We start from the raw sequence: 18,349 nt of genomic DNA, 5'->3' as shown, positions 1-18,349 counted from the left end.
ACGCAGGCGATAGACTCTGCAACAGGACTGTATCCAACCGCCTGATAGATTCGAAGTCGGGTTGCTGAGATCGGTTGTATAACCAGCAAAACGCATATCTGAACGGTCTCCCTCTCCGGCCAGCCGAACGCCTTGATCTTGATCTTGTTCTTGGTTTTGCTTCCCTCTCCGATTGCAGATAAGGCCGCCAGCGGCGGCCTGTCATTTTATGATTCTCGGGTTGCTTTTCATTTTCCTTCTCTTATACAGCAATAGCGCTGCCATCCTTCATTCAGCAGCTCAAACGTCAGCTCGTTTGTGTTGTGCACGATCAAATCGGCTCCGCGCAGCGATGTCTCATCACCGACTCCCACCGCGAACATCCCTGCGGATTTGATCGCGGCGATCCCGGCTTCAGCATCTTCGATTGCTGCACATTCAGACGGAGGCACACCGAGCAGTGCAGCGGCCGTCAAAAAGATTTCGGGGTCGGGCTTTCCGTGAGCAAGTGCGGCCGGATCAACGACACCCTGAAATTCGTCCATGACACCGAGCCGCTGCAAAATAGCAGGCGCGTTTCGGCTTGACGAAGCTAACGCAATGCTTATATGTTCTCTTTTCAATTCGGCAAAAAGCACGGAGATTCCCGGCAGCAGGTCGTGCGGAGTCAAGTTTTGGATCAGCTGTTGGTAGTATTGATTTTTCCGGCGCATGATCTCTTGTTTCTCCGCCTCCTGAAACTTTCCGGCCGCGCCGCCGTGAATCAAAATCTTATCAAGCGACTGCTCTCTGTTGATGCCTTTCAGCCGTTCATTAAAGCTCCGGTCAATCTCAATGCCGATTTGTTCTGCAGTATGTTTCCATGCGAGATAATGATACTCGGCCGTATCCGTGATCACGCCGTCCAAGTCAAAAATGACCGCTTTCATGATGTGTAATCCTTTGCCCGGCTGATCATCATGAAAGCTTCATAAGGCTCCATGTCGATACTGCCGCTTATATTAAGCCGCTCTCGGGCGTAGTTTGACAACAGCACATCCCATCTGTCCTCAAGCAATTCCGGCGAAGCATGAAACAGCGCCTTTTCTTCTGATAAATTCACGGCGACTAACAGCTTTTCGCCCCGATATTCGCGGATATACGCAAAGATTCGCGGATCTTCCTCGAGCAGCAGCCGATAGTCTCCGTACACGATGACTTTATTTTGTTTGCGCAGCCCGATGAGCTTCTGATAATAATAGAAAATCGAATCTTCATCGGCAAGCGACTCTTTCACATTGATTTCTTGATAGCGGGGATTTACCGCCAGCCAAGGCTCTCCATCCGTAAAGCCCGCGTATTTCCCGTCATCCCATTGCATCGGCGTTCTCGCATGATCCCGCCCTTTTTTCGCCACGGCTTTTCGAAAGTCTTCCTCTGTCATCGTTTTGTTTTCAATGACAAGTTCGCGGTATGCGTTTTTGATTTCGAGATCATCATACATTTCGAGCGGCATCTCGCTGTTTGTCATGCCGATTTCTTCACCTTGATAAATGAACGGGGTTCCCTTCATGCCGTGCAGAACTGTTGCAAATGCTTTGGCGCATTGTTTGCGGAGCTCGCGGTCATTGCCCCAGCGGGATATGACCCTCGGCTGATCATGATTTTCGAAATAAAGCGTATTCCAGCCGACATTCATTAAAGCGGTCTGCCACCTCGTCATCGTCTTTTTTAAAGCGATCGGGTCAAACGGCTTCATCTGCCATTTCCCATTCGGAGAATGCTGTTTGGTATCAATATCCATATGTTCAAATGTAAAAATCATGTTCAGCTCATGTCTGCTTGGATCCGTGTATTTTTTCGCTTCTTCAACATCTGAGCCGTTTGCTTCGCCGACCGTCATACAGTCGTAACGGGACAGCACTTCCCGGTTCATCTCTTGTATAAATTCGTGCAGACGGGGGCCGTTCGAATGATAGCGGCCGACGACATATGGACGGCTGTCATCTGTTTCATAATCGGGAAAGTCGACGAATTTGGAGATGGAACCGATCACGTCCATCCGCCAGCCGTCCACGCCTCTGTCCATCCAAAATGTCATCAAATCGTATACTTCGCGGCGAACCGCTTCATTCTCCCAGTTTAAGTCAGGCTGCTTTTTCGAAAAGTAGTGAAGATAATACTGTCCTGTCCGCTCATCGAGCGTCCATGCCGGCCCTGAAAAGATCGATCCCCAATTGTTCGGCTCTGAACCGTCCGCCTTTGGATCCTTCCAAAAATAATAATCACGGTAAGGATTGTCCTTTGACTTGCGGCTTTCGGCAAACCAGGCATGTTCATCAGACGTGTGATTCACGACAAGATCCATAATGATTTTCATTCCGCGTTTATGCACTTCATCAATCAATTGAAACATATCATCGTTCGTCCCGAACTTTTCGTATATGCTTCTATAGTCGCTGATGTCGTAGCCGTTGTCATCCTGCGGGGAATCAAACACAGGACACAGCCATATGACATCGGCTCCAAGGCTTTTGATGTAATCGAGCTTTTGAATCACCCCCTGCAAATCACCGAAGCCGTCTCCGTTGGAATCATAAAAACTCCGCGGGTAAATTTGATACACGACTGCCTCTTTCCACCATTGGCTCATCGGGCCATCCTCCTTTCATACCGTCCGTTCAGTGCGATCTGTTCTCCATAAACTGTCATAGAAAGCGGTTCTCCTTTTAAAAGACTGAAAACGACGCTGTTTTCCTCTACCTGCACATTGATTAGCCGGTCTCGATAATTGATGTTGAACGAATAACCGTCCCATTCCTTCGGCAGAAACGGAGCAAAAGACAGCTTCTCATCCTGAGTGCGCATGCCGGCAAATCCTTGCACGATGGCGAGCCAGCTTCCGGTCATCGAAGTGATATGAAGCCCTTCCTCGGTGTCATGATTGTAATTATCCAGATCAAGCCTCGCTGTACGCTTATACAGTTCGAGCGCTTTCTTTTCCATTTTGAGCTCAGCCGCCAGCACCGCATGGACAGATGGCGAAAGGCTCGATTCATGAACTGTCATCGGTTCATAAAATTCAAAGTTGCGACGTTTTTCTTCCATTGTAAATCGGTGATTAAAGAAATAAATGCCTTGCAGAACATCAGCCTGCTTAATAAAACTGGAGCGGAGAATTTTATCCCATGACCAGTTCTGATAGAGCGGACGGTCACCCGGTTCAAGCTCATCCGCTGCCTGAAGCTCTTTATCCAGGAAAGTATCATGCTGAATAAAAACATTTAATTCCTCACTGTATGGATAGTACATTCGCTCGATGATATCCTTCCATTTCTCGATTTCGGCTTCCCGTACATCAAGCCGGCGGCGTTTTTCCTCCGGGAGGATAGCGAGGTTTTCGAGCGTGTACTCAAGCGTCCATGACGCAATCAAGTTCGTATACCAGTTGTTGTTGACATTGTTTTCATATTCATTCGGCCCTGTGACGCCGTGGATCATGTATTTATTGTTTCGTTTTGAGAAGTGGACGCGGTCCGCCCAAAATCTGCTGATTTCGACGAGAACGTCTATCCCGTATTCTTTCATGTAGTCCCGGTCGCCTGTATAATTGACATAATTGTAGATCGCATAACAGATCGCGCCGTTGCGGTGAATTTCTTCGAAGGTGATCTCCCATTCATTGTGGCATTCATCGCCTGTGAAGGTGACCATCGGATAAAGGGCTCCTTTCAGCCCCAGTTTGGCGGCATTCCGTTTTGCTGCCTCCAAATGATGATAGCGGTACAAAAGCAGATTCTTCGTCACCTCCGGCTCTGCCGTCGCCAAATACATCGGAACGGCGTACGCCTCAGTATCCCAATAGGCGGCTCCTCCGTATTTCTCGCCGGTAAATCCTTTCGGCCCGATGTTTAAGCGTGAATCGGCTCCGTAGTATGTCGAGAAGAGCTGAAAGAGGTTGTACCGGATGCCCTGCTGAAGCTCATCATCCCCTTTAATTTCAATGTCCGCTTTTGCCCACCTTTCCATCCAATGTTCGGTATGCCTCCGCTTCGCTTCTTCATATCCCTGCCGAAGAACATCCGCCAAAAGCGCCCTGCCCTGTACTAAAAGCTCTGCTTCTTCAAAATCCCGGGACGTTGTGACAATGATCAATTTCTTTAAAGAAGCCTTTGTTCCCGGTCCCACTTCGTAACAGTAGCGGTTTTCCGCGTACATTGCATCCGTTTGAAAATGCTCGCTGACATATCCTTCCGTCACATTGCACATAGAAGCAGCCACCGTAAAACGCGGGGTTCCAAACGGATTCTCAATCGTTTTCGTCACAAGATGGCCGCGATGAGATTCGGCGCCTTTCGCTTCTTCCTGCCAAAACCGCTCTTCGAAATTGGCATCCTCATTTGCGACATTTCCATCAAGATAAGGAACAAGCGTGATGACCGCTTCATCGCTCAGGCATTCCGCTTCATAATGGATCGCGCACAGTTGCGGGACATCGAGGCTAAGAAAGCGCTCGGACGAAATTTTGACAGCCTTTTGATTCACACGGACGACAGCGCTTCTCCGCAAGATGCCTTCTTTCATATTAAGCTCCAATTCAAACGATTCGATGTCGTTTTGGCTGAGGTCGACTTTTTCGTCGTCTACATATACATCAATTCCGATGAAATTCATCGCATTGATCACTTTCCCGAAATATTCGGGATAGCCGTTTTTCCACCAGCCGACACGCGTTTTGTCAGGGAACCAAACCCCTGCGATATATGTGCCTTTGAGACTTTCGCCTGAATAGCTTTCTTCAAAATTCCCCCTGATTCCCATATATCCGTTCGCCAAGGATGTCAGACTTTCCTGAAGCCGTTTATGTTCCTTTTCAAATTTGTTTGTTTTGATTTTCCACTGGTCGATCTCAAATAGCCGCTGATTTGCCATGATTTCCTCCTGACTGTAGATTTTCGTTGTGATGGCGGTTCTTGAAGATGTGCCTGAAAATGAAAGAGACCATCAAAGCACTACCGCACGAATGGATGAGCAGCATCGCGATGAAGTCAAAGCTGATCATACCGAAAGCCATTGCGGCTCCTGCCGGAAGCGCCGATCCGCACACCGCCGCTGCGGCCGCTTCCTTAAACGACCTTATCCCGGTCATGTTGGATTTTTTGGAGATCCAGATGCCTCCCGCCAGAACGGCCGTTAAAAAAAGCGAGATGATGAAAACCGCCGAACAGGCCAGCATGATGATAAGCGGCTTATATTGGGCAAACCACATTGCACCGATAAAATCCCCCAAATGACCGGCATCCAGATCATTCAGCCCAGCCTTTGCCGGATAGCGAACGGAAAACCCCGCTCCGCTTTGATCACTGATGATCAGATGATCTGACTGAAAGATGAGCGCATTTTGATAGCCTTCCGCTTTTATCCGCCCGTTCTCACCGCTTGTTTTTAATTCATCCTTCAAATCGACGGCCAGCAGGGTTCTCCCTTTCTCCACACGGTACAGCTCGTCTTCGCCCTTCAATCTTCCGTTTGTCAATTGGTAGCCTTTTAATTGTTTGATGAATGCCGCGTCAGCCTCTTGAGCGACGTTCGGGATCAGATACCCGGCATTGAAGCGGTCCATTTTCATAAACGCAAGGGTCATAGGCGCCATTAAACAAGCAGTCAAAAACATAAACAGAAAAGAAATTTCGAGCCAGCTGAATGCATGTTTGCAGCGCATGACGCCCGCCGGTGATGCCGCTGCTTTAAGAAATCGGACGATCAGCTTTTCGTTTCGCATGTCGTTCATCGATTTATCCCTTCGTTCCGCCGGATGTCAAACCGGACACAAAGTTCTTTTGGAGAAAGAAGAACAAGATGCAAATCGGCAGAGCTGCAAGAATCGCCCCAGCTGCAAACAGCGCGACTTTTTGCTGCTGCGGATTGGAGATGAATGTCTGCAAACCGACGGCGATGGTCAGGCTTTCCGGCGACCGAAGCAGAAATTTCGCCAGCAGATAGTCGCCGAACGGCCCCATAAACGCCCACAGCGCCTGGACTGCAAGCATCGGTTTCACAAGCGGGAGAACGACCGAAGCAAAGATCCGCAGGTGCCCCGCTCCATCAATTCGCGCCGCTTCATCGATTTCTCTCGGCACTGTATCAAAGTAGCCCTTCATCAGCCATGTGTTCATCGGAATTCCGCCGCCGATATAGATTGCAGTTAAAAACCAATATTGGTCCAAAGCTCCGATCAGCATGGCCAGGACGTAAAAAGCGGTCAGCGCCGCCATCGTCGGCACCATTTGAATGATCAAAAAGAAAATGAGGCTCTTTTTTCGGCCCGCAAACCGGTAGCGGCTGTACGTATAGCCGGCAAGCGTCACAATCGTCACCTGGAACACCATGACAGACAGAGCGATCACAAGTGTATTCCCGTACCAATTGAGGTAAAGCGTCTCTTCAAACAGCCGCTTAAAGTGGTCCAATGTCCATGCGCCCGAAAAATCGAGTGTAAAAGCCGCTACATTCCCGACCCGGAATGCGGATGATGCTGTGATCAAAAGCGGATAAATAATCACGATGCTTAAAAACGCCAAAAATATATAGGTCAAAACCTTGTTCAGCATCCCGGTGAACCGCGTATTTTTAAAAAGCCCTCTCATCTACATGACCTCCTCATTGCCAAAGGCATTCGATTTCTTAAAAGCAATCAGGGAAACCCCGATGACAATGAAAGAAATGAGCAGTGTGACAGCAGCCGCCACGGAATACTGCGGCGACGTCCCCGTCGTCAGCTTATAGATCCAGGATATTAAGATGTCGGTTGACCCGGCTCCGGCCCCCGCACTCCCCGGACCGCCTTCATTAAATAAATAGATGATCGAGAAGTTATTGAAATTAAATGTATACTGGGTAATCATCACCGGTGCGGTCGCAAATAAAATCATCGGCAGCGTAATGTGTTTAAAGCGCTGAATAAATGTCGCGCCGTCAATCTTTGCCGCTTCATAAAGCTCTCCGGGAATCGCCTGAAGCACCCCCGTCACCATGACATAAATGTAGGGAAAACCGAGCCACGTCTGGATCATAATCAAAGCCGTCTTCGTCCAGAACGGATCGGTCTTCCATGCGACAGCCGGGATGTCGACGAACGGAAGCTGGTTCAAAAGCGGGATCACCTGGACGTTCATCGCGCCCGCCGAGTCGTTGAAAATGTTGGCGAAGCTCATAATCGTAATAAATGCCGGAACGGCCCACGGAAGCAGGAAGATGATCCGGAACATCCGCTTGCCTTTAATAAAGTTCTGATTGACGATCAGCGCCGTCACGATGCCGAGAACAATTTGCAGCGTCGTCGCACAGATCGTCCAGATGATCGTCCAGCCCAGCACATCGGCGAATGTTTGCCGATACGAGCCAAGGAAAAAGATATTCATGAAATTTTTAAAGCCGACCCAGTCGATGAGACTGTTTGGCGGAATATGATAAAAATCGTAGTTTGTAAACGCGATAAACAGAGTCACCAGCACCGGAAAAATAATCACAAACACCATCATGAGATATGCCGGCAGCGTAAATAAATACGGAAACCCTTTGTCACCTGCATTTCTGATCATGTCCCCAGCCGTCTCGCTGATTTTCAAACCCGCCGCCTTCATCGCGGCGGTCTTCCGGGCATCATACAGATTAAAGATGTAAAACATCAAGAAAACGAGCGTCAAAATCAATTGCAGCGTGCCCTCTATCAAGAGAAACAGCGAGTGGTCTTCTCCGGGGACAGTCCCCAGCGTCACGAGACCGATCAGCGCCTGATAACCGAAAATCGCTAACTCACAAATAAACAAGCCTGTGATGACTAGAAAAAGGATCCCCTTTGAAAACTGCCGGTTTGCAATCTGGCCAGCACCGGGAATTATCGATAACAGCGCTGCCTTCCGGCTCCGGTTTGCTAGTGTTTGGTCTTTGTTCATTTTTTTCGCCCTCTATTCTTCCGGACGCTAAAACCGCCGTTTTATTTCACATACTTTTCTTTAATGTTTTCTTTGATCACGCGCACGGCATCATCCGCTGATTGCTGAGCCGATTTTTTCCCTGCTGCCGCGTCAAATATCAAGCTTTCTGCACCTGTCCACACTTCGGCCATTTCCGGAATATTCGGAGTTGGAGTCGCCGTTTCGTATTGTGTGATGACCGCCGACGTCAGCTCGCTTTTTTGCTCCCCTGCTTTCTTTCGAGCAGCGAGGTTGGCCGGAACTTCGTTCGTATCTTCATAAAAGCGGTAAGCGTTTTCGTCATTTGCGGCATATTGAAGCCATTTCTCAGCAAGCTCCGGCTCTTTCGTATATTTTGAGGCGACCCAGCCTTTTCCGCCTGCAAACGGGGCATACTCTTTTCCGTTCGGCAATGTCGGGATTTTCGCTGCGCCGTAGTTCAAACCGGCTTCTTTATAATTGGAAGCCGACCAAGGACCTCCGATAACAGCCGCTGCTTTTCCGTCCATAAAGGTCTGCTGGATAAAATCGTCTGCGCTCGTATTGTCCTGCATGCCTTTCGGCCAATATTCACTAAACCATTTTTCGGCGTATTCCACCGCCTCTACGGCTCCCTTGTTGTTCAGACCGATGTCTCCGGAATCCGTGCCGTCAGCTCCGAATACATATCCGCCGTATCCGGCCATTAAACCGTATGACATGTAAAAGTCCGTCCATTTTGCAAGAAAGGCGGTCGATTTTCCTTTTTCCGAAGAAAAAGCGAACCTCTTGTCTTTTGTTAAATCCTCGAGCTCGTTAAAAGTTTTTGGCGGCGTTTTTAACAGGTCTTTGTTGTAATAGAGTACGAGAGTTTCAATAACAAGCGGGATTCCATAGACTTTTCCGCCAACCGTCACCTGCTGCATTTCTTTGTCTCCGAAGCTTTTTGTGTCAGACGGTTTGACTTCCAGCAAATGACCTTGCTGTCCTAAGCCGCCGATACGGTCGTATGCCGCAAGCATGACATCGGGCGCATTGCCTGCCGGACCGTCAAGCGGAAGCGCTTCAAGCTGGTCGAACATCGGCTTTTCAACGATTTTGACTGTCACATCATTCTCTTTTTCAAAACCTTCCTTTATGCTTTCGACGTAAGGTTTATAGACCTCTTCTACAGACACGGTCAGCACTTTTTTCCCGCCGCTGCCTCCCGTTTCCTTTGAACTTGAACAGGCGGCAAGACCGAACAGCAGAACTGACGCCAGCAGCACTAAAATTCCTTTTTTTAAATGTTGCATCTTTTTTCCCCCTTCTATCTTGGAATCTGAGACAATTGTAATCCTCGACAGAAAGCGGTTACAATAGTTTTAAACCTGTTACCGGTAACAGAATTTAGACCGCCCCCAAAATGAAAAATCCGCCTGGCTGAATGTCGACCACATCATCATGCTGAAGCGCTTCTTCCGTCCACGCATCGTATATTCTTTTATCGCTTGCAATCTTCAAATCCCGCAATCTGACACGGCGCACCTCGCTGCCCTGGTGGAAGAAGTAGATCAGCTCTTTTCCTTCATGCGTTCGAGAAAAACTGACAAAATCGTTTTGGTCATCAACCAGCTTCCACTCAAGCGCGCCATAAGTCAATACATCATTCTCTTGTTTTCGCAAAGCGATCAGCCGTTTCATAAATGCGAGCATCTCTTGATTCTGTTTTTCCTCTTCCCAAACCATGCACTTCCGGCACAATGGATCATCGCCGCCGTCAAGCCCGACTTCCGTTCCGTAATAAATGCACGGCGAGCCTGTCTGAGCAAACATGAATGCCAAAAGAGAGCGCACCTTTTTGTCATCTCCTCCGCATCTTGTCAAAATCCGCTTCGTGTCATGACTGTCCAGCAAATTAAACATCACCTCATTGACCTGCTTCATCCCGCTCATTAAATGCGAATTGATGCGGCTGGCCATTTGCGAAGCTGAAATCGATCCGTCTGCAAAATAGTCAATCATCGGTTCTGTGAACGGGTAGTTCATGACCGAATGAAATTCGTCTCCTCTAAGCCACGGATCAGCCTGATGCCAGATTTCGCCCAATATAAAAATGTCGGGCTTTTCTGCCGTGACGGCTTGCCGGAATTTCTTCCAAAACGCATGATCAACTTCATTTGCCACATCCAAACGCCAGCCGTCGATATCAAATTCGCGGATCCAGTACAGCGCAATATCAAGCAAATAAGCCTGAACTTCCGGGTTGGCCGTATTGAGCTTCGGCATCTCGGGAGTAAACGCAAATGTATCATAGCTGCCTTCTTTAACAGGGAAAGAATGAATATGGAACCAGTCTTTATAGCGGGACGTTTCACCGTTTTTGACAACATCCTGCCACTCTTGCGAAGCGCTGCCAATGTGGTTAAAAACAGCATCAAGCATGATTTTCATTCCCCGCTCGTGAATCCGGCTGACCAGCGTGCGAAAGAGCTCCTCATCGCCAAAATGCGGATCGATGGAGCAATAGTCCAATGTGTCGTATTTATGGTTGGAAGGCGCGGCAAAGATCGGCGTCAAATAGATTCCGCCTACCCCCAAGTCTTCCAAATAGTCCAGCTTGTCCATGATCCCCTGCAAATCCCCTCCGAAAAAATCGTGCGCCTCAGGATCTTTGCTTCCCCATGGCAAAGCGTTTTCCGGAGACAAATCTTCCCGCCCGCTGGCAAAGCGCTCCGGAAAAATTTGATACCAGACGGTTGATTTGACCCAGTCAGGTGCATCAAACGTGTCTGCCTCATGAACAAACGGAAATTTAAAACAGTGTTTGCCTATATCCGCCGCTTTCCCGGCAAACGGACATGCACCATTGCTTCCGTAAAAAGTGTCTCGATCATCAGCGCCTGTCAGGATAAATCCGTATTGCAGACGCCTGAATGGAGGCGCCACTTCGGCAAACCAGTAATCATGGGTGCTTGTTGCGGCAATTTTCGCCATCGCAAGCTCGTTCGCTTTCCATGTGCCGCCGGTGTATTCGTAAGGATCGCCCCAAACCAAGCGGACGTGTTCGGCATCATCCTTTTTTGTACGGATCTTGATGTGCAATGTCCGTCCATTGTAAGAATAGGCATCAGAGCTGAAAGGCTGATGATGTATCGCTGCATATTCCATCATGTTTCCCCCTTTTGGTTGTCCGGCTGTGATAAACCGGCTTTTATTCTGAAATTATCATGACGGCGGTAACAGGAACAATCATTTTCAGCTGTTAACGGTAACAGAATGAGACACCCTACAAAGTCGATTCGCGGACAATAAGCTCCGGCTCAAAAAATTGATTGCCTTGCGGCGCTCCGTCTTCATTGATTTTTTTCAGCAGGATTCTCGCGCAAGCCTCTCCCATTTCAACAACAGGCTGTCTGACGGTTGTCAGGCGAGGCGAAGCGATCCGGTCGAGAAACACCCCGTCATAGCCGGTGACCGCGACATCTTCCGGAATTCTTTTACCAAGCGATTGCACCGCGCGGATAACCCCGAGCGCGATTCGGTCCGAAGCGCAAACAACCGCTGCAGGTGCGTCAAAGGATGCAAGCACTTCCCGCGCGCGTGCTTCACTTTTTTTTGAACTGTTTTCCATCCGGAAAATCGCTGCTTTTTTCAGACTGCCTTCCATCGCCTGAAGGTAGCCTTTTTCCCTTGACCGTTCAAAGGGCTCATCCAAATCGATCCCAAAAAAGACGACATTGCGGACGCCCAGACCAATGACGTGACGTGTTGCCATATAGGTTCCTTTTTCATTGTTAACATCAATAAAATCGTAGCCCATTTCATTTTGCCCGAATACAACGACAGGCTTTTCAAAAACCTTGATGAGCCCTTCAAAATCGGCTTTTCTCAACCCCGTCGCAATAATGCCGTCGCACTGGCCGATATTGAGAGATTTCCTTGTGACAAGCTGCAAAGCATAATGATGACGGTCCAGCTCGCGGCTGATTCCCGTTAACAGATTCATATAATAAGGTTCTGTTGTATCCATTTCTTCCAGTATGAGCAGCTTGACGACCTGTGTTCTGTTTTGAACGAGCGCTCTTGCTGCATAGTTCGGTATATAATTGAGCTCCTTCATTGCGGAATGAACAAGCTTTTTCAATTCATCCGTCACAGTCTCAGGATGATTGATCACCCGCGATACCGTCATTTTCGACACATTTGCTTTCTTTGCTACATCAGATAACGTTGCCATTTCATCCCCGCCTTACCTATGCGATTCAAACTGTCAGCAAGTCCTTCCTGAGGGCTGATGACACTTTGTTAAAATTAATTATAAAATGTAATCAAAGAAATTTATAAGACGGGCAAAATAAAAAAACGGATTTCCTTCAGGAAATCCGTCCTCTCTGCTCTTCTATCTTTGAACATAAATTGAAACCGACCCGCCGTTTACGTGAAACTCTCCCCAGCCTTCCGAATTGATGACAACCGGCTCCGAACGGTTTCCGGTAATGTCATGCCATGTCTCACCGGCGTTTTGCCGGCCGACATACATTCGCTTTGCCCCACCGGGTCCGTCTGTTATTAATGCCGCCAAACCTGAATTTGCAACCGAGCTGTCGCCTTCCCTTGTCCAGCCGACAATGTCATGGTGGTCGAAATAATCATGCTGTGCTCCGTACGCATACTGTTTTCTCGCTTTTAAGATCGGTTCAATTTTGTGTTTCAAGGCAGGAATTTCGCGCTGGGAGTCTCCTTTCGTCCCGTACATATCCCCGTAGAAAACCTGAGGGTATCCAGATTCCCTTGTGAGAATAAAAGCGTAAGCAAGCGGCTTAAACCATGTTTGGACAGTCGACTCAAGCGATTGCCCCGGCTGTGTATCATGGTTATCGACAAATGTAACCGCTTTCAACGGATGCTTGGAAACGACCGTACCGTTCAGCAATTTCCTCATATCATAGCCGCCTCCCTGTGTCGATGCAGCATGGAACTGATAATGAAGCGGCACGTCAAACACTGAATGATTAAAATTTGTTTTGTTCAAATAGTTTTCCAGCGCGCCCAAGTCATTCTGCCAATATTCAGCTACCGTAAACATTTCCTTCCCCGTTTTTTCCCTGACATGATTAACCCAATCCCGCAAAAAAGAAAATTTAATGTGTTTGACAGCATCAAGACGGAAACCGTCCAATTGCAGTTCATTGGCATACCAAGTGCCCCATCTCTTAATTTCTGCTGCGACATCAGGATGGTCATAATCGATGTCGGCATACATCAAATAATCATAGTTGCCGTTTTCATTGGAAACTTCCCAATCCCAAGCCTTTCCTTGAAACTTATAGATGCGGTTCAGCTTTCGGGACTCGTCCCAATCGGTTCCGTCAAAATGGTACCAATGCCATTTAAAATCGCTGTATGTGCTGCCGCGCCCCGGAAAATGAAAATGTGTCCAGGCTTTAATTCGGTGTTCTCCTGAAATTACGCGGTTGCGGTCAGCGGGATCGACTTCAACCGCGGTTACATCTTCGGTCGCATCAGCGCCGCCTTTGTGGTTGATGACCACATCCCCGTAAACGTTAATGTCGCGGGAATGAAGACTTTTGATCGCAGATTGCAGCTCTCCTTTTGTGCCGTACTTTGTCCGAACCGTCCCTTTTTGATGAAACTCCCCTAAATCATAAAGGTCGTAAGCACCGTAGCCCACATCCGCTTGGCTCGTTCCCTTATATGCCGGGGGAATCCAGACGGCAGTAATACCGTGTTCAGCCAAATATGCCGAGTCGTTTTGCAAGCGCTTCCAATGTTGGCCGTCATTGGGCATGTACCATTCAAAATACTGCATCAGCGTCCCTTTAAGATTTGCCGCCGCTGCTGCAGAATGAGGCAGCAAGAAGATGAGCGCAAATAACAGCGGCAGCAATCGGGCGTAAAGCCGTTTTTGTTGTTTCATGATTCTCCTCCCCTTTCAATGTGAAACATATGATATTGTATAAATATTCAGAATTTTTAACAAATACCATTTTCCCTATATTTTCTTCCAAAAGAAAAGCGCCGATATGGCGCTTTCTACTCATTTATTCAATAGCCTCTCTGCTTCTTCACTTCTTCAAGCTGAGATACAGTTACCAATTGATAGCCTTTTGCTTTCAGCTTTTTAATAATCTCTTCAGCAGCATCTGCGGACGTTGCATAAATATCGTGCATTAAGACGATTTTTCCGTCTCCCGCATGGCTCATGACATGATTGACAATCTTTTGCTTATTTTTGTACTTCCAATCTTCCGGATCAACATCCCACAATGAAACCTTCAGATTGGAAAGCGAGCGGACGGAATCATTGATCCCGCCGTATGGAGGACGCAAGTGTACAGGCAGGTGTCCGCTGATTTTTTCGATCATTTCTTGCGTGTCGTTAATCTCCTGATACGCTTTTTCATTTGACAGCCTTGTCAATAACGGATGGTCCCAGGAATGGTTGCCGACTTCGTTTCCTTCCTTCAGCATCCGTTTTATCGTTTCGGGATAATATTGCGCTCTGCTTCCAAGCACAAAGAAGGTCGCATGCCCTTCATGCTTCTGTAAAGCGTTTAATATTTTATTCGTTGTAGCGGGATTCGGACCGTCATCAAATGTGAGGGCAATCACTTTTTCATCGGGATTAATTTTCGCTTGCTTCGGAAGCGGAACAGGCTCCTGATCAGGTTTGGCCTGAAGACGATTCTTTTTCATATCCTGATATCGGTCTTTTAAAATATCTTTTACCCATTCTTTTTTTATTTTTACAGACTGTTCAAGACCGGTTTGTTTTTTCTCAAAATAAAATTCCACCTCGTTTTCAAGAAGCGCGAAGCGGCTGAAATGTTCTTCCTGAGGGCTCGTCCCTTCTTTTAATAAAGCCATGTCAGCAGACGGATTCCGATTTTTCAATTCCTGATAGGCAATGCTTGAAATCCTGTTCAGAAAATCTGAATTCTCTTCAAACAGATCTTGAAGGGACAGCAGCTTTTTCTGCTTTAAATCAGCGTTAAACGTCTTGACAGATGTTGTACCCGATACGCCGCCGGCCTCTATGTATTGATTCAGCACAACACTGGCCGTATCCTTTGTATAATAGACAACCTTATATTTAATGTTCAGTTCAAAAGGCCCGTCTTCATCCTGAGCCTGGGCCTTTGCGTTATCCTCTTTAAAACCGGCCAATTCTTGATTCACATAATCTTTTATTTGTTCATCGATTTCTTTTATGTGAAACACCGGATAATGGATGGCATACCTCTCTTGTTTGCTGTCATTGACCATGGATTCGACGCCGAGGCCGGATTGTCCGCGGTCTTTTTTTGGCTGAGGGGGCTCTTGGCTGTTGCTTGACACTTTATTGTAAGAGTACCCTGCCAAACCTATTAATATCGTTAAAAAAATCAACATTTTAACCCATCGAAATGATGGTTTGCCAGACATCGCTGCTCACTCTCCTGTTTCATGACTTGCTCTCTCTGTTTCTATTACAAATATTAGATCTAATGCCGGGGCTAATATAAAAGCGTCGACGGAAGCTTTATTTCCTGGTTTCCGGCTGCATACGGGGCGATATCATACTGCTGAAATACAATTGAAATTCCGCTGCTTGTATAATAGAATGCCGTATGTTCATCCAAACGGATATCGCTCTTTTTAAGATCAGAATAAAACTGTTCCGGATGTTCGTTGATATAGCTGAAAATATAGTTTTTTGCCTTTTCGATTTTCGCCTGATTGTTTAATACGTCAGTCAGCACGACTTGTTTATGCTTGTCAAAGTCAAAGTTGTAGGATGTTACGGTGTACATGCCGTGCGCACCGCCGGAGAACTGATAGTCATAGATTAAAAAGCTCAGTTTGCCTTCCTCGTTGTATTTGACTTTGTAGGACGTTTCATAAACGTTTTCTTCATCCTTATCCTTCTTTTCGGCATCATTAACGATTTTTTGAAATTCTTTATAGGAATTTTTTAAATGAAGTTTTACCGCATCGTTGGCCAGCTTGGCATCCTCTTCCTTCAAATCGCTGAATACCGGAAAAGAAAGCGAACTGATGTCTTTGTAATACTCCGTGTGAACCGCGGCTTTTCTATTTTGTGAAGCGTTTATTTGAGATGTTCCTTTATTGATGATAAATAGCAGCGATGCTGTGAGTACAAGGAATCCTAAAATAGCCATCGCTTTTTTCATAAGCATGCTCCTTTGTCAATCTTCTTTTAAACTCGTAACATATCATTTTCTTTTGTAACAAAAATGTAATATTAATATCATATTTGTAATGATACTCACTTTTAAATCTGCCGTCAACTTTTTTGGGTAAAAATTTCTTCTGACGGCAAAAATAAGACACTCTCGATTCCTGAGAGTGTCTTTAACTGGAGGATGAAGAAGACATGCGTCTTCACGCGTTTTTTGCGGAACTTTAAATGCAGAAAAACGCAGGCTGCGGTATACCGGAGTCTTCATTTCAGCCGTATTGTTTCAGCATGTCGGATAATGTCCGTTTCATCCTTTCAATTAATTTGGAAGGCTTCTGAATAACCGCTTCCCGGCCGAACGAAATGAAATAATCCGCAAAAAAATCGATATCCTTCGGCGCGATTTCGCCTTTCAGCACGCCGGACCCATCTTCTCTTACATGCAGTTCAAGGTGCGGCCATTTGAGTGAACCGTGCCGCTCTACTCCCTTTTTTGTCAGCTCGGCGGATAATTCCAATGTCTCCCTTGGCCGGGACAAAGCCGAAAAACGGTTCTTTAAATTGAGGCCGGACAAATCAATCGGTGCCTTATGTTCATCAAGCTCGGCCCGCTTGATCCGGTCGCACCTGAATATGCGGTAATCCTTTCTTAAAAAACAGTAAGCCGGGCAATACCACTTCCCTTGATTGGCATAGATTCCGATCGGCTGAATGCTCCTCTTGCTTGATGCGCCATTTGCTTCATACTCGATGATCAACACCTTTTGCTGAACCGCTGCCTCAAGCAGCACCTTTAAAACCGGAATGTCGTCTGTTTGCTCATAAGGCGTATAAAAAGCAACGCGGTCCTTCATACTGTCAATCGCATCCCGGATATCTCCTGAAAGGTTTAAATAAAATTTCTTTTTGATGGATGCGTACTGGGCATCAAACGGCAGGGATATATAATGCTTCAGTGCATCGATCGCAAAGAAGATTGAGATCGCTTCGTTCTCGCTGAAGGCGATGGGAGGAAGAATCCTTTCATTTAACACCTGATATCCTCCGTGGGGGCCGGTTTCAGAATAGAGGGGCACCCCCATTTCGCTGAGCTCTTGCAAATCCCTTAAAACCGTTCTCTTTGAAACCCCGAATTCCCGCGCCAGCTCCCCGACCGTAAATCGTTTTTTCCGGTTTACCATCATGATCATTTCATTCAATCGTTTCGCTTTAGACATGAATACCTCCAATTATTTTTTAACCACGACATTAGTTGTCACCATTATAATATACAATCTCCTTAGATCAACAAAAAAAGGAGATGTTCCCCCTATGAAAACGCGATTCACACCTTATATCCTGATGAATGGAAGAGCAAAGGAAGCGATTGATTATTACCGTGATGTACTCGATGCCGAAGTAAAGTTCAGTCAGACGATTGGTGAAGGCCCCGCAGATGAGGCAGCGAACTTTAAGGAAGACGAATTGGATTTCATCGCACATGCCGTTTTGACAATCGGCGACGCTGTCCTGATGATCGCCGACATTATTCCTGAACTGCCTTTCCAAAGCGGAAACCAATTGTCCATTTGCGTAACGGCAGCCGATGTTTCTTCGGCCAAGCGGCTTTTCGGCAAGCTGAGCGAGCGGGGCGAGGTCAAGCTTGAGCTGAAGGAAACTTATTTCAGTCCCGCATACGGCATTGTCACTGATCCGTTCGGCGTTGCCTTCCAAATTTTTGCCGCGCGTCCCGCATAAATGAACAATATATTTCAAACAGGCCGGGTTTTAATGAACCGGCCTGTTTTGCACTAGATCAGCTGCTAAAGGAATGAGCAGGGTTCCGGCTAAGAAAAAACAGCATTTACTCAGTTTGACCGCAGAACGTTTTAAGAAAACTGCGGTTTTTCAAATTTGCATGTCAACGGACATTTATGGAAACAACTCTGCTTTTTGGTATAATAAGGGTTGGCAGCAGTTCGGTTCTATATAAGGGCGGTCGGCTCATCCTCCATCTCTTGAAGAGAAAGGGGGTGAGCATGTGACAGTATCAGAGGCCTTGCAACTCATGGTGTCTTTCGGCATTCTCGTAGTGGCCATTCTGTCATCAAACGACAAAAAAAAGTAAGATCGCCCTTGATTCCCACACCAAGACGATCTTACTTTTTAATTGGGATCTAAAAATAGAGCCGACTCCTTTTTATGGAGCCTCTCTGTTGCTTCCGGGAGATGTTGCCGCATCTTCCGGTCTTTTTTAGTTTATGCATTCATA

Annotated in this window: 15 protein-coding genes; 2 read left to right on the top strand and 13 right to left on the bottom strand. The window is 47.0% G+C overall.

The genetic code is table 11. The features are described from left to right. Nucleotides 1–227: 227 nt before the first annotated feature. The 13 genes from pgmB to TRNA_RS24765 all read right to left on the bottom strand — a co-directional run bounded on the left by pgmB (nucleotide 228) and on the right by TRNA_RS24765 (nucleotide 17,315). Nucleotides 228–908: a beta-phosphoglucomutase gene (gene pgmB, locus TRNA_RS24825; RefSeq protein ID WP_003179466.1), complete on the bottom strand. Its 681-nt coding sequence runs from the start codon at nucleotides 906–908 to the stop codon at nucleotides 228–230. Then, nucleotides 905–2,611, bottom strand: coding sequence for a glycoside hydrolase family 13 protein (locus TRNA_RS24820; protein ID WP_003179464.1), 1,707 nt, complete (start codon nucleotides 2,609–2,611; stop codon nucleotides 905–907). The genes pgmB and TRNA_RS24820 overlap by 4 nt, the downstream gene beginning before the upstream one ends. Continuing rightward, on the bottom strand, nucleotides 2,608–4,890 hold the full coding sequence (locus TRNA_RS24815) for a glycoside hydrolase family 65 protein (protein ID WP_009329164.1): 2,283 nt from the start codon (nucleotides 4,888–4,890) through the stop codon (nucleotides 2,608–2,610). The genes TRNA_RS24820 and TRNA_RS24815 overlap by 4 nt, the downstream gene beginning before the upstream one ends. Then, nucleotides 4,868–5,749 (bottom strand): DUF1189 domain-containing protein, encoded by an 882-nt coding sequence (locus tag TRNA_RS24810; protein WP_003179460.1) that lies wholly within the window; start codon nucleotides 5,747–5,749, stop codon nucleotides 4,868–4,870. Before TRNA_RS24810 ends, TRNA_RS24815 begins: the two co-directional genes overlap by 23 nt. A 4-nt stretch (nucleotides 5,750–5,753) precedes the next feature. Further along, the gene (locus tag TRNA_RS24805; RefSeq protein WP_003179457.1) at nucleotides 5,754–6,605 is read right to left on the bottom strand and encodes a sugar ABC transporter permease; all 852 of its coding nucleotides are present in this window, start codon (nucleotides 6,603–6,605) and stop codon (nucleotides 5,754–5,756) included. Continuing rightward, nucleotides 6,606–7,913 carry a carbohydrate ABC transporter permease gene (locus TRNA_RS24800; RefSeq protein WP_003179455.1) on the bottom strand — a complete coding sequence of 436 codons (1,308 nt, stop codon included), beginning with the start codon at nucleotides 7,911–7,913 and terminating at the stop codon, nucleotides 6,606–6,608. Between the two features lie 41 nt (nucleotides 7,914–7,954). Then, nucleotides 7,955–9,208, bottom strand: coding sequence for an extracellular solute-binding protein (locus TRNA_RS24795; RefSeq protein WP_009329168.1), 1,254 nt, complete (start codon nucleotides 9,206–9,208; stop codon nucleotides 7,955–7,957). 94 nt (nucleotides 9,209–9,302) lie between these two features. After that, the gene (locus TRNA_RS24790; protein ID WP_011201572.1) at nucleotides 9,303–11,066 is read right to left on the bottom strand and encodes a glycoside hydrolase family 13 protein; all 1,764 of its coding nucleotides are present in this window, start codon (nucleotides 11,064–11,066) and stop codon (nucleotides 9,303–9,305) included. Nucleotides 11,067–11,181: 115 nt separating this feature from the next. Then, nucleotides 11,182–12,132, bottom strand: coding sequence for a LacI family DNA-binding transcriptional regulator (locus tag TRNA_RS24785; protein ID WP_009329171.1), 951 nt, complete (start codon nucleotides 12,130–12,132; stop codon nucleotides 11,182–11,184). A gap of 162 nt (nucleotides 12,133–12,294) precedes the next feature. Further along, nucleotides 12,295–13,833 (bottom strand): alpha-amylase, encoded by a 1,539-nt coding sequence (gene amyS, locus TRNA_RS24780; RefSeq protein ID WP_011197602.1) that lies wholly within the window; start codon nucleotides 13,831–13,833, stop codon nucleotides 12,295–12,297. 128 nt (nucleotides 13,834–13,961) lie between these two features. After that, nucleotides 13,962–15,341 carry a polysaccharide deacetylase family protein gene (locus tag TRNA_RS24775; RefSeq protein WP_009329173.1) on the bottom strand — a complete coding sequence of 460 codons (1,380 nt, stop codon included), beginning with the start codon at nucleotides 15,339–15,341 and terminating at the stop codon, nucleotides 13,962–13,964. 71 nt (nucleotides 15,342–15,412) lie between these two features. Beyond that, entirely contained in the window at nucleotides 15,413–16,090 is a 678-nt protein-coding gene (locus TRNA_RS24770) for a DUF3298 and DUF4163 domain-containing protein (RefSeq protein ID WP_003179425.1), read from the bottom strand. A 277-nt stretch (nucleotides 16,091–16,367) separates the two neighbouring features. After that, complete coding sequence (locus tag TRNA_RS24765; protein WP_003179423.1) at nucleotides 16,368–17,315, bottom strand: helix-turn-helix transcriptional regulator; 948 nt, start codon at nucleotides 17,313–17,315, stop codon at nucleotides 16,368–16,370. Nucleotides 17,316–17,409: 94 nt separating this feature from the next. Between TRNA_RS24765 and TRNA_RS24760 the strand changes: the two genes are divergently transcribed. Both TRNA_RS24760 and TRNA_RS44375 read left to right on the top strand, forming a co-directional pair. Next, on the top strand, nucleotides 17,410–17,835 hold the full coding sequence (locus TRNA_RS24760; protein ID WP_003179421.1) for a VOC family protein: 426 nt from the start codon (nucleotides 17,410–17,412) through the stop codon (nucleotides 17,833–17,835). Nucleotides 17,836–18,118: 283 nt separating this feature from the next. Then, complete coding sequence (locus tag TRNA_RS44375; protein ID WP_003179417.1) at nucleotides 18,119–18,205, top strand: putative holin-like toxin; 87 nt, start codon at nucleotides 18,119–18,121, stop codon at nucleotides 18,203–18,205. Nucleotides 18,206–18,349 lie beyond the last annotated feature (144 nt).

The sequence above is a fragment of the Bacillus licheniformis DSM 13 = ATCC 14580 genome, assembly GCF_000011645.1.
Taxonomy (GTDB): Bacteria; Bacillota; Bacilli; order Bacillales; family Bacillaceae; genus Bacillus; species Bacillus licheniformis.
This window is presented reverse-complemented; position numbering and strand designations above follow the sequence as displayed.

Excerpts from the sequence above, each read along its gene's own strand:
- pgmB (WP_003179466.1), bottom strand. The coding sequence starts at position 908 with ATGAAAGCGGTCATTTTTGACTTGGACGGCGTGATCACGGATACGGCC.
- TRNA_RS24820 (WP_003179464.1), bottom strand. The coding sequence starts at position 2,611 with ATGAGCCAATGGTGGAAAGAGGCAGTCGTGTATCAAATTTACCCGCGG.
- TRNA_RS24815 (WP_009329164.1), bottom strand. The coding sequence starts at position 4,890 with ATGGCAAATCAGCGGCTATTTGAGATCGACCAGTGGAAAATCAAAACA.
- TRNA_RS24810 (WP_003179460.1), bottom strand. The coding sequence starts at position 5,749 with ATGAACGACATGCGAAACGAAAAGCTGATCGTCCGATTTCTTAAAGCA.
- TRNA_RS24805 (WP_003179457.1), bottom strand. The coding sequence starts at position 6,605 with ATGAGAGGGCTTTTTAAAAATACGCGGTTCACCGGGATGCTGAACAAG.
- TRNA_RS24800 (WP_003179455.1), bottom strand. The coding sequence starts at position 7,913 with ATGAACAAAGACCAAACACTAGCAAACCGGAGCCGGAAGGCAGCGCTG.
- TRNA_RS24795 (WP_009329168.1), bottom strand. The coding sequence starts at position 9,208 with ATGCAACATTTAAAAAAAGGAATTTTAGTGCTGCTGGCGTCAGTTCTG.
- TRNA_RS24790 (WP_011201572.1), bottom strand. The coding sequence starts at position 11,066 with ATGATGGAATATGCAGCGATACATCATCAGCCTTTCAGCTCTGATGCC.
- TRNA_RS24785 (WP_009329171.1), bottom strand. The coding sequence starts at position 12,132 with ATGGCAACGTTATCTGATGTAGCAAAGAAAGCAAATGTGTCGAAAATG.
- amyS (WP_011197602.1), bottom strand. The coding sequence starts at position 13,833 with ATGAAACAACAAAAACGGCTTTACGCCCGATTGCTGCCGCTGTTATTT.
- TRNA_RS24775 (WP_009329173.1), bottom strand. The coding sequence starts at position 15,341 with ATGTCTGGCAAACCATCATTTCGATGGGTTAAAATGTTGATTTTTTTA.
- TRNA_RS24770 (WP_003179425.1), bottom strand. The coding sequence starts at position 16,090 with ATGAAAAAAGCGATGGCTATTTTAGGATTCCTTGTACTCACAGCATCG.
- TRNA_RS24765 (WP_003179423.1), bottom strand. The coding sequence starts at position 17,315 with ATGTCTAAAGCGAAACGATTGAATGAAATGATCATGATGGTAAACCGG.
- TRNA_RS24760 (WP_003179421.1), top strand. The coding sequence starts at position 17,410 with ATGAAAACGCGATTCACACCTTATATCCTGATGAATGGAAGAGCAAAG.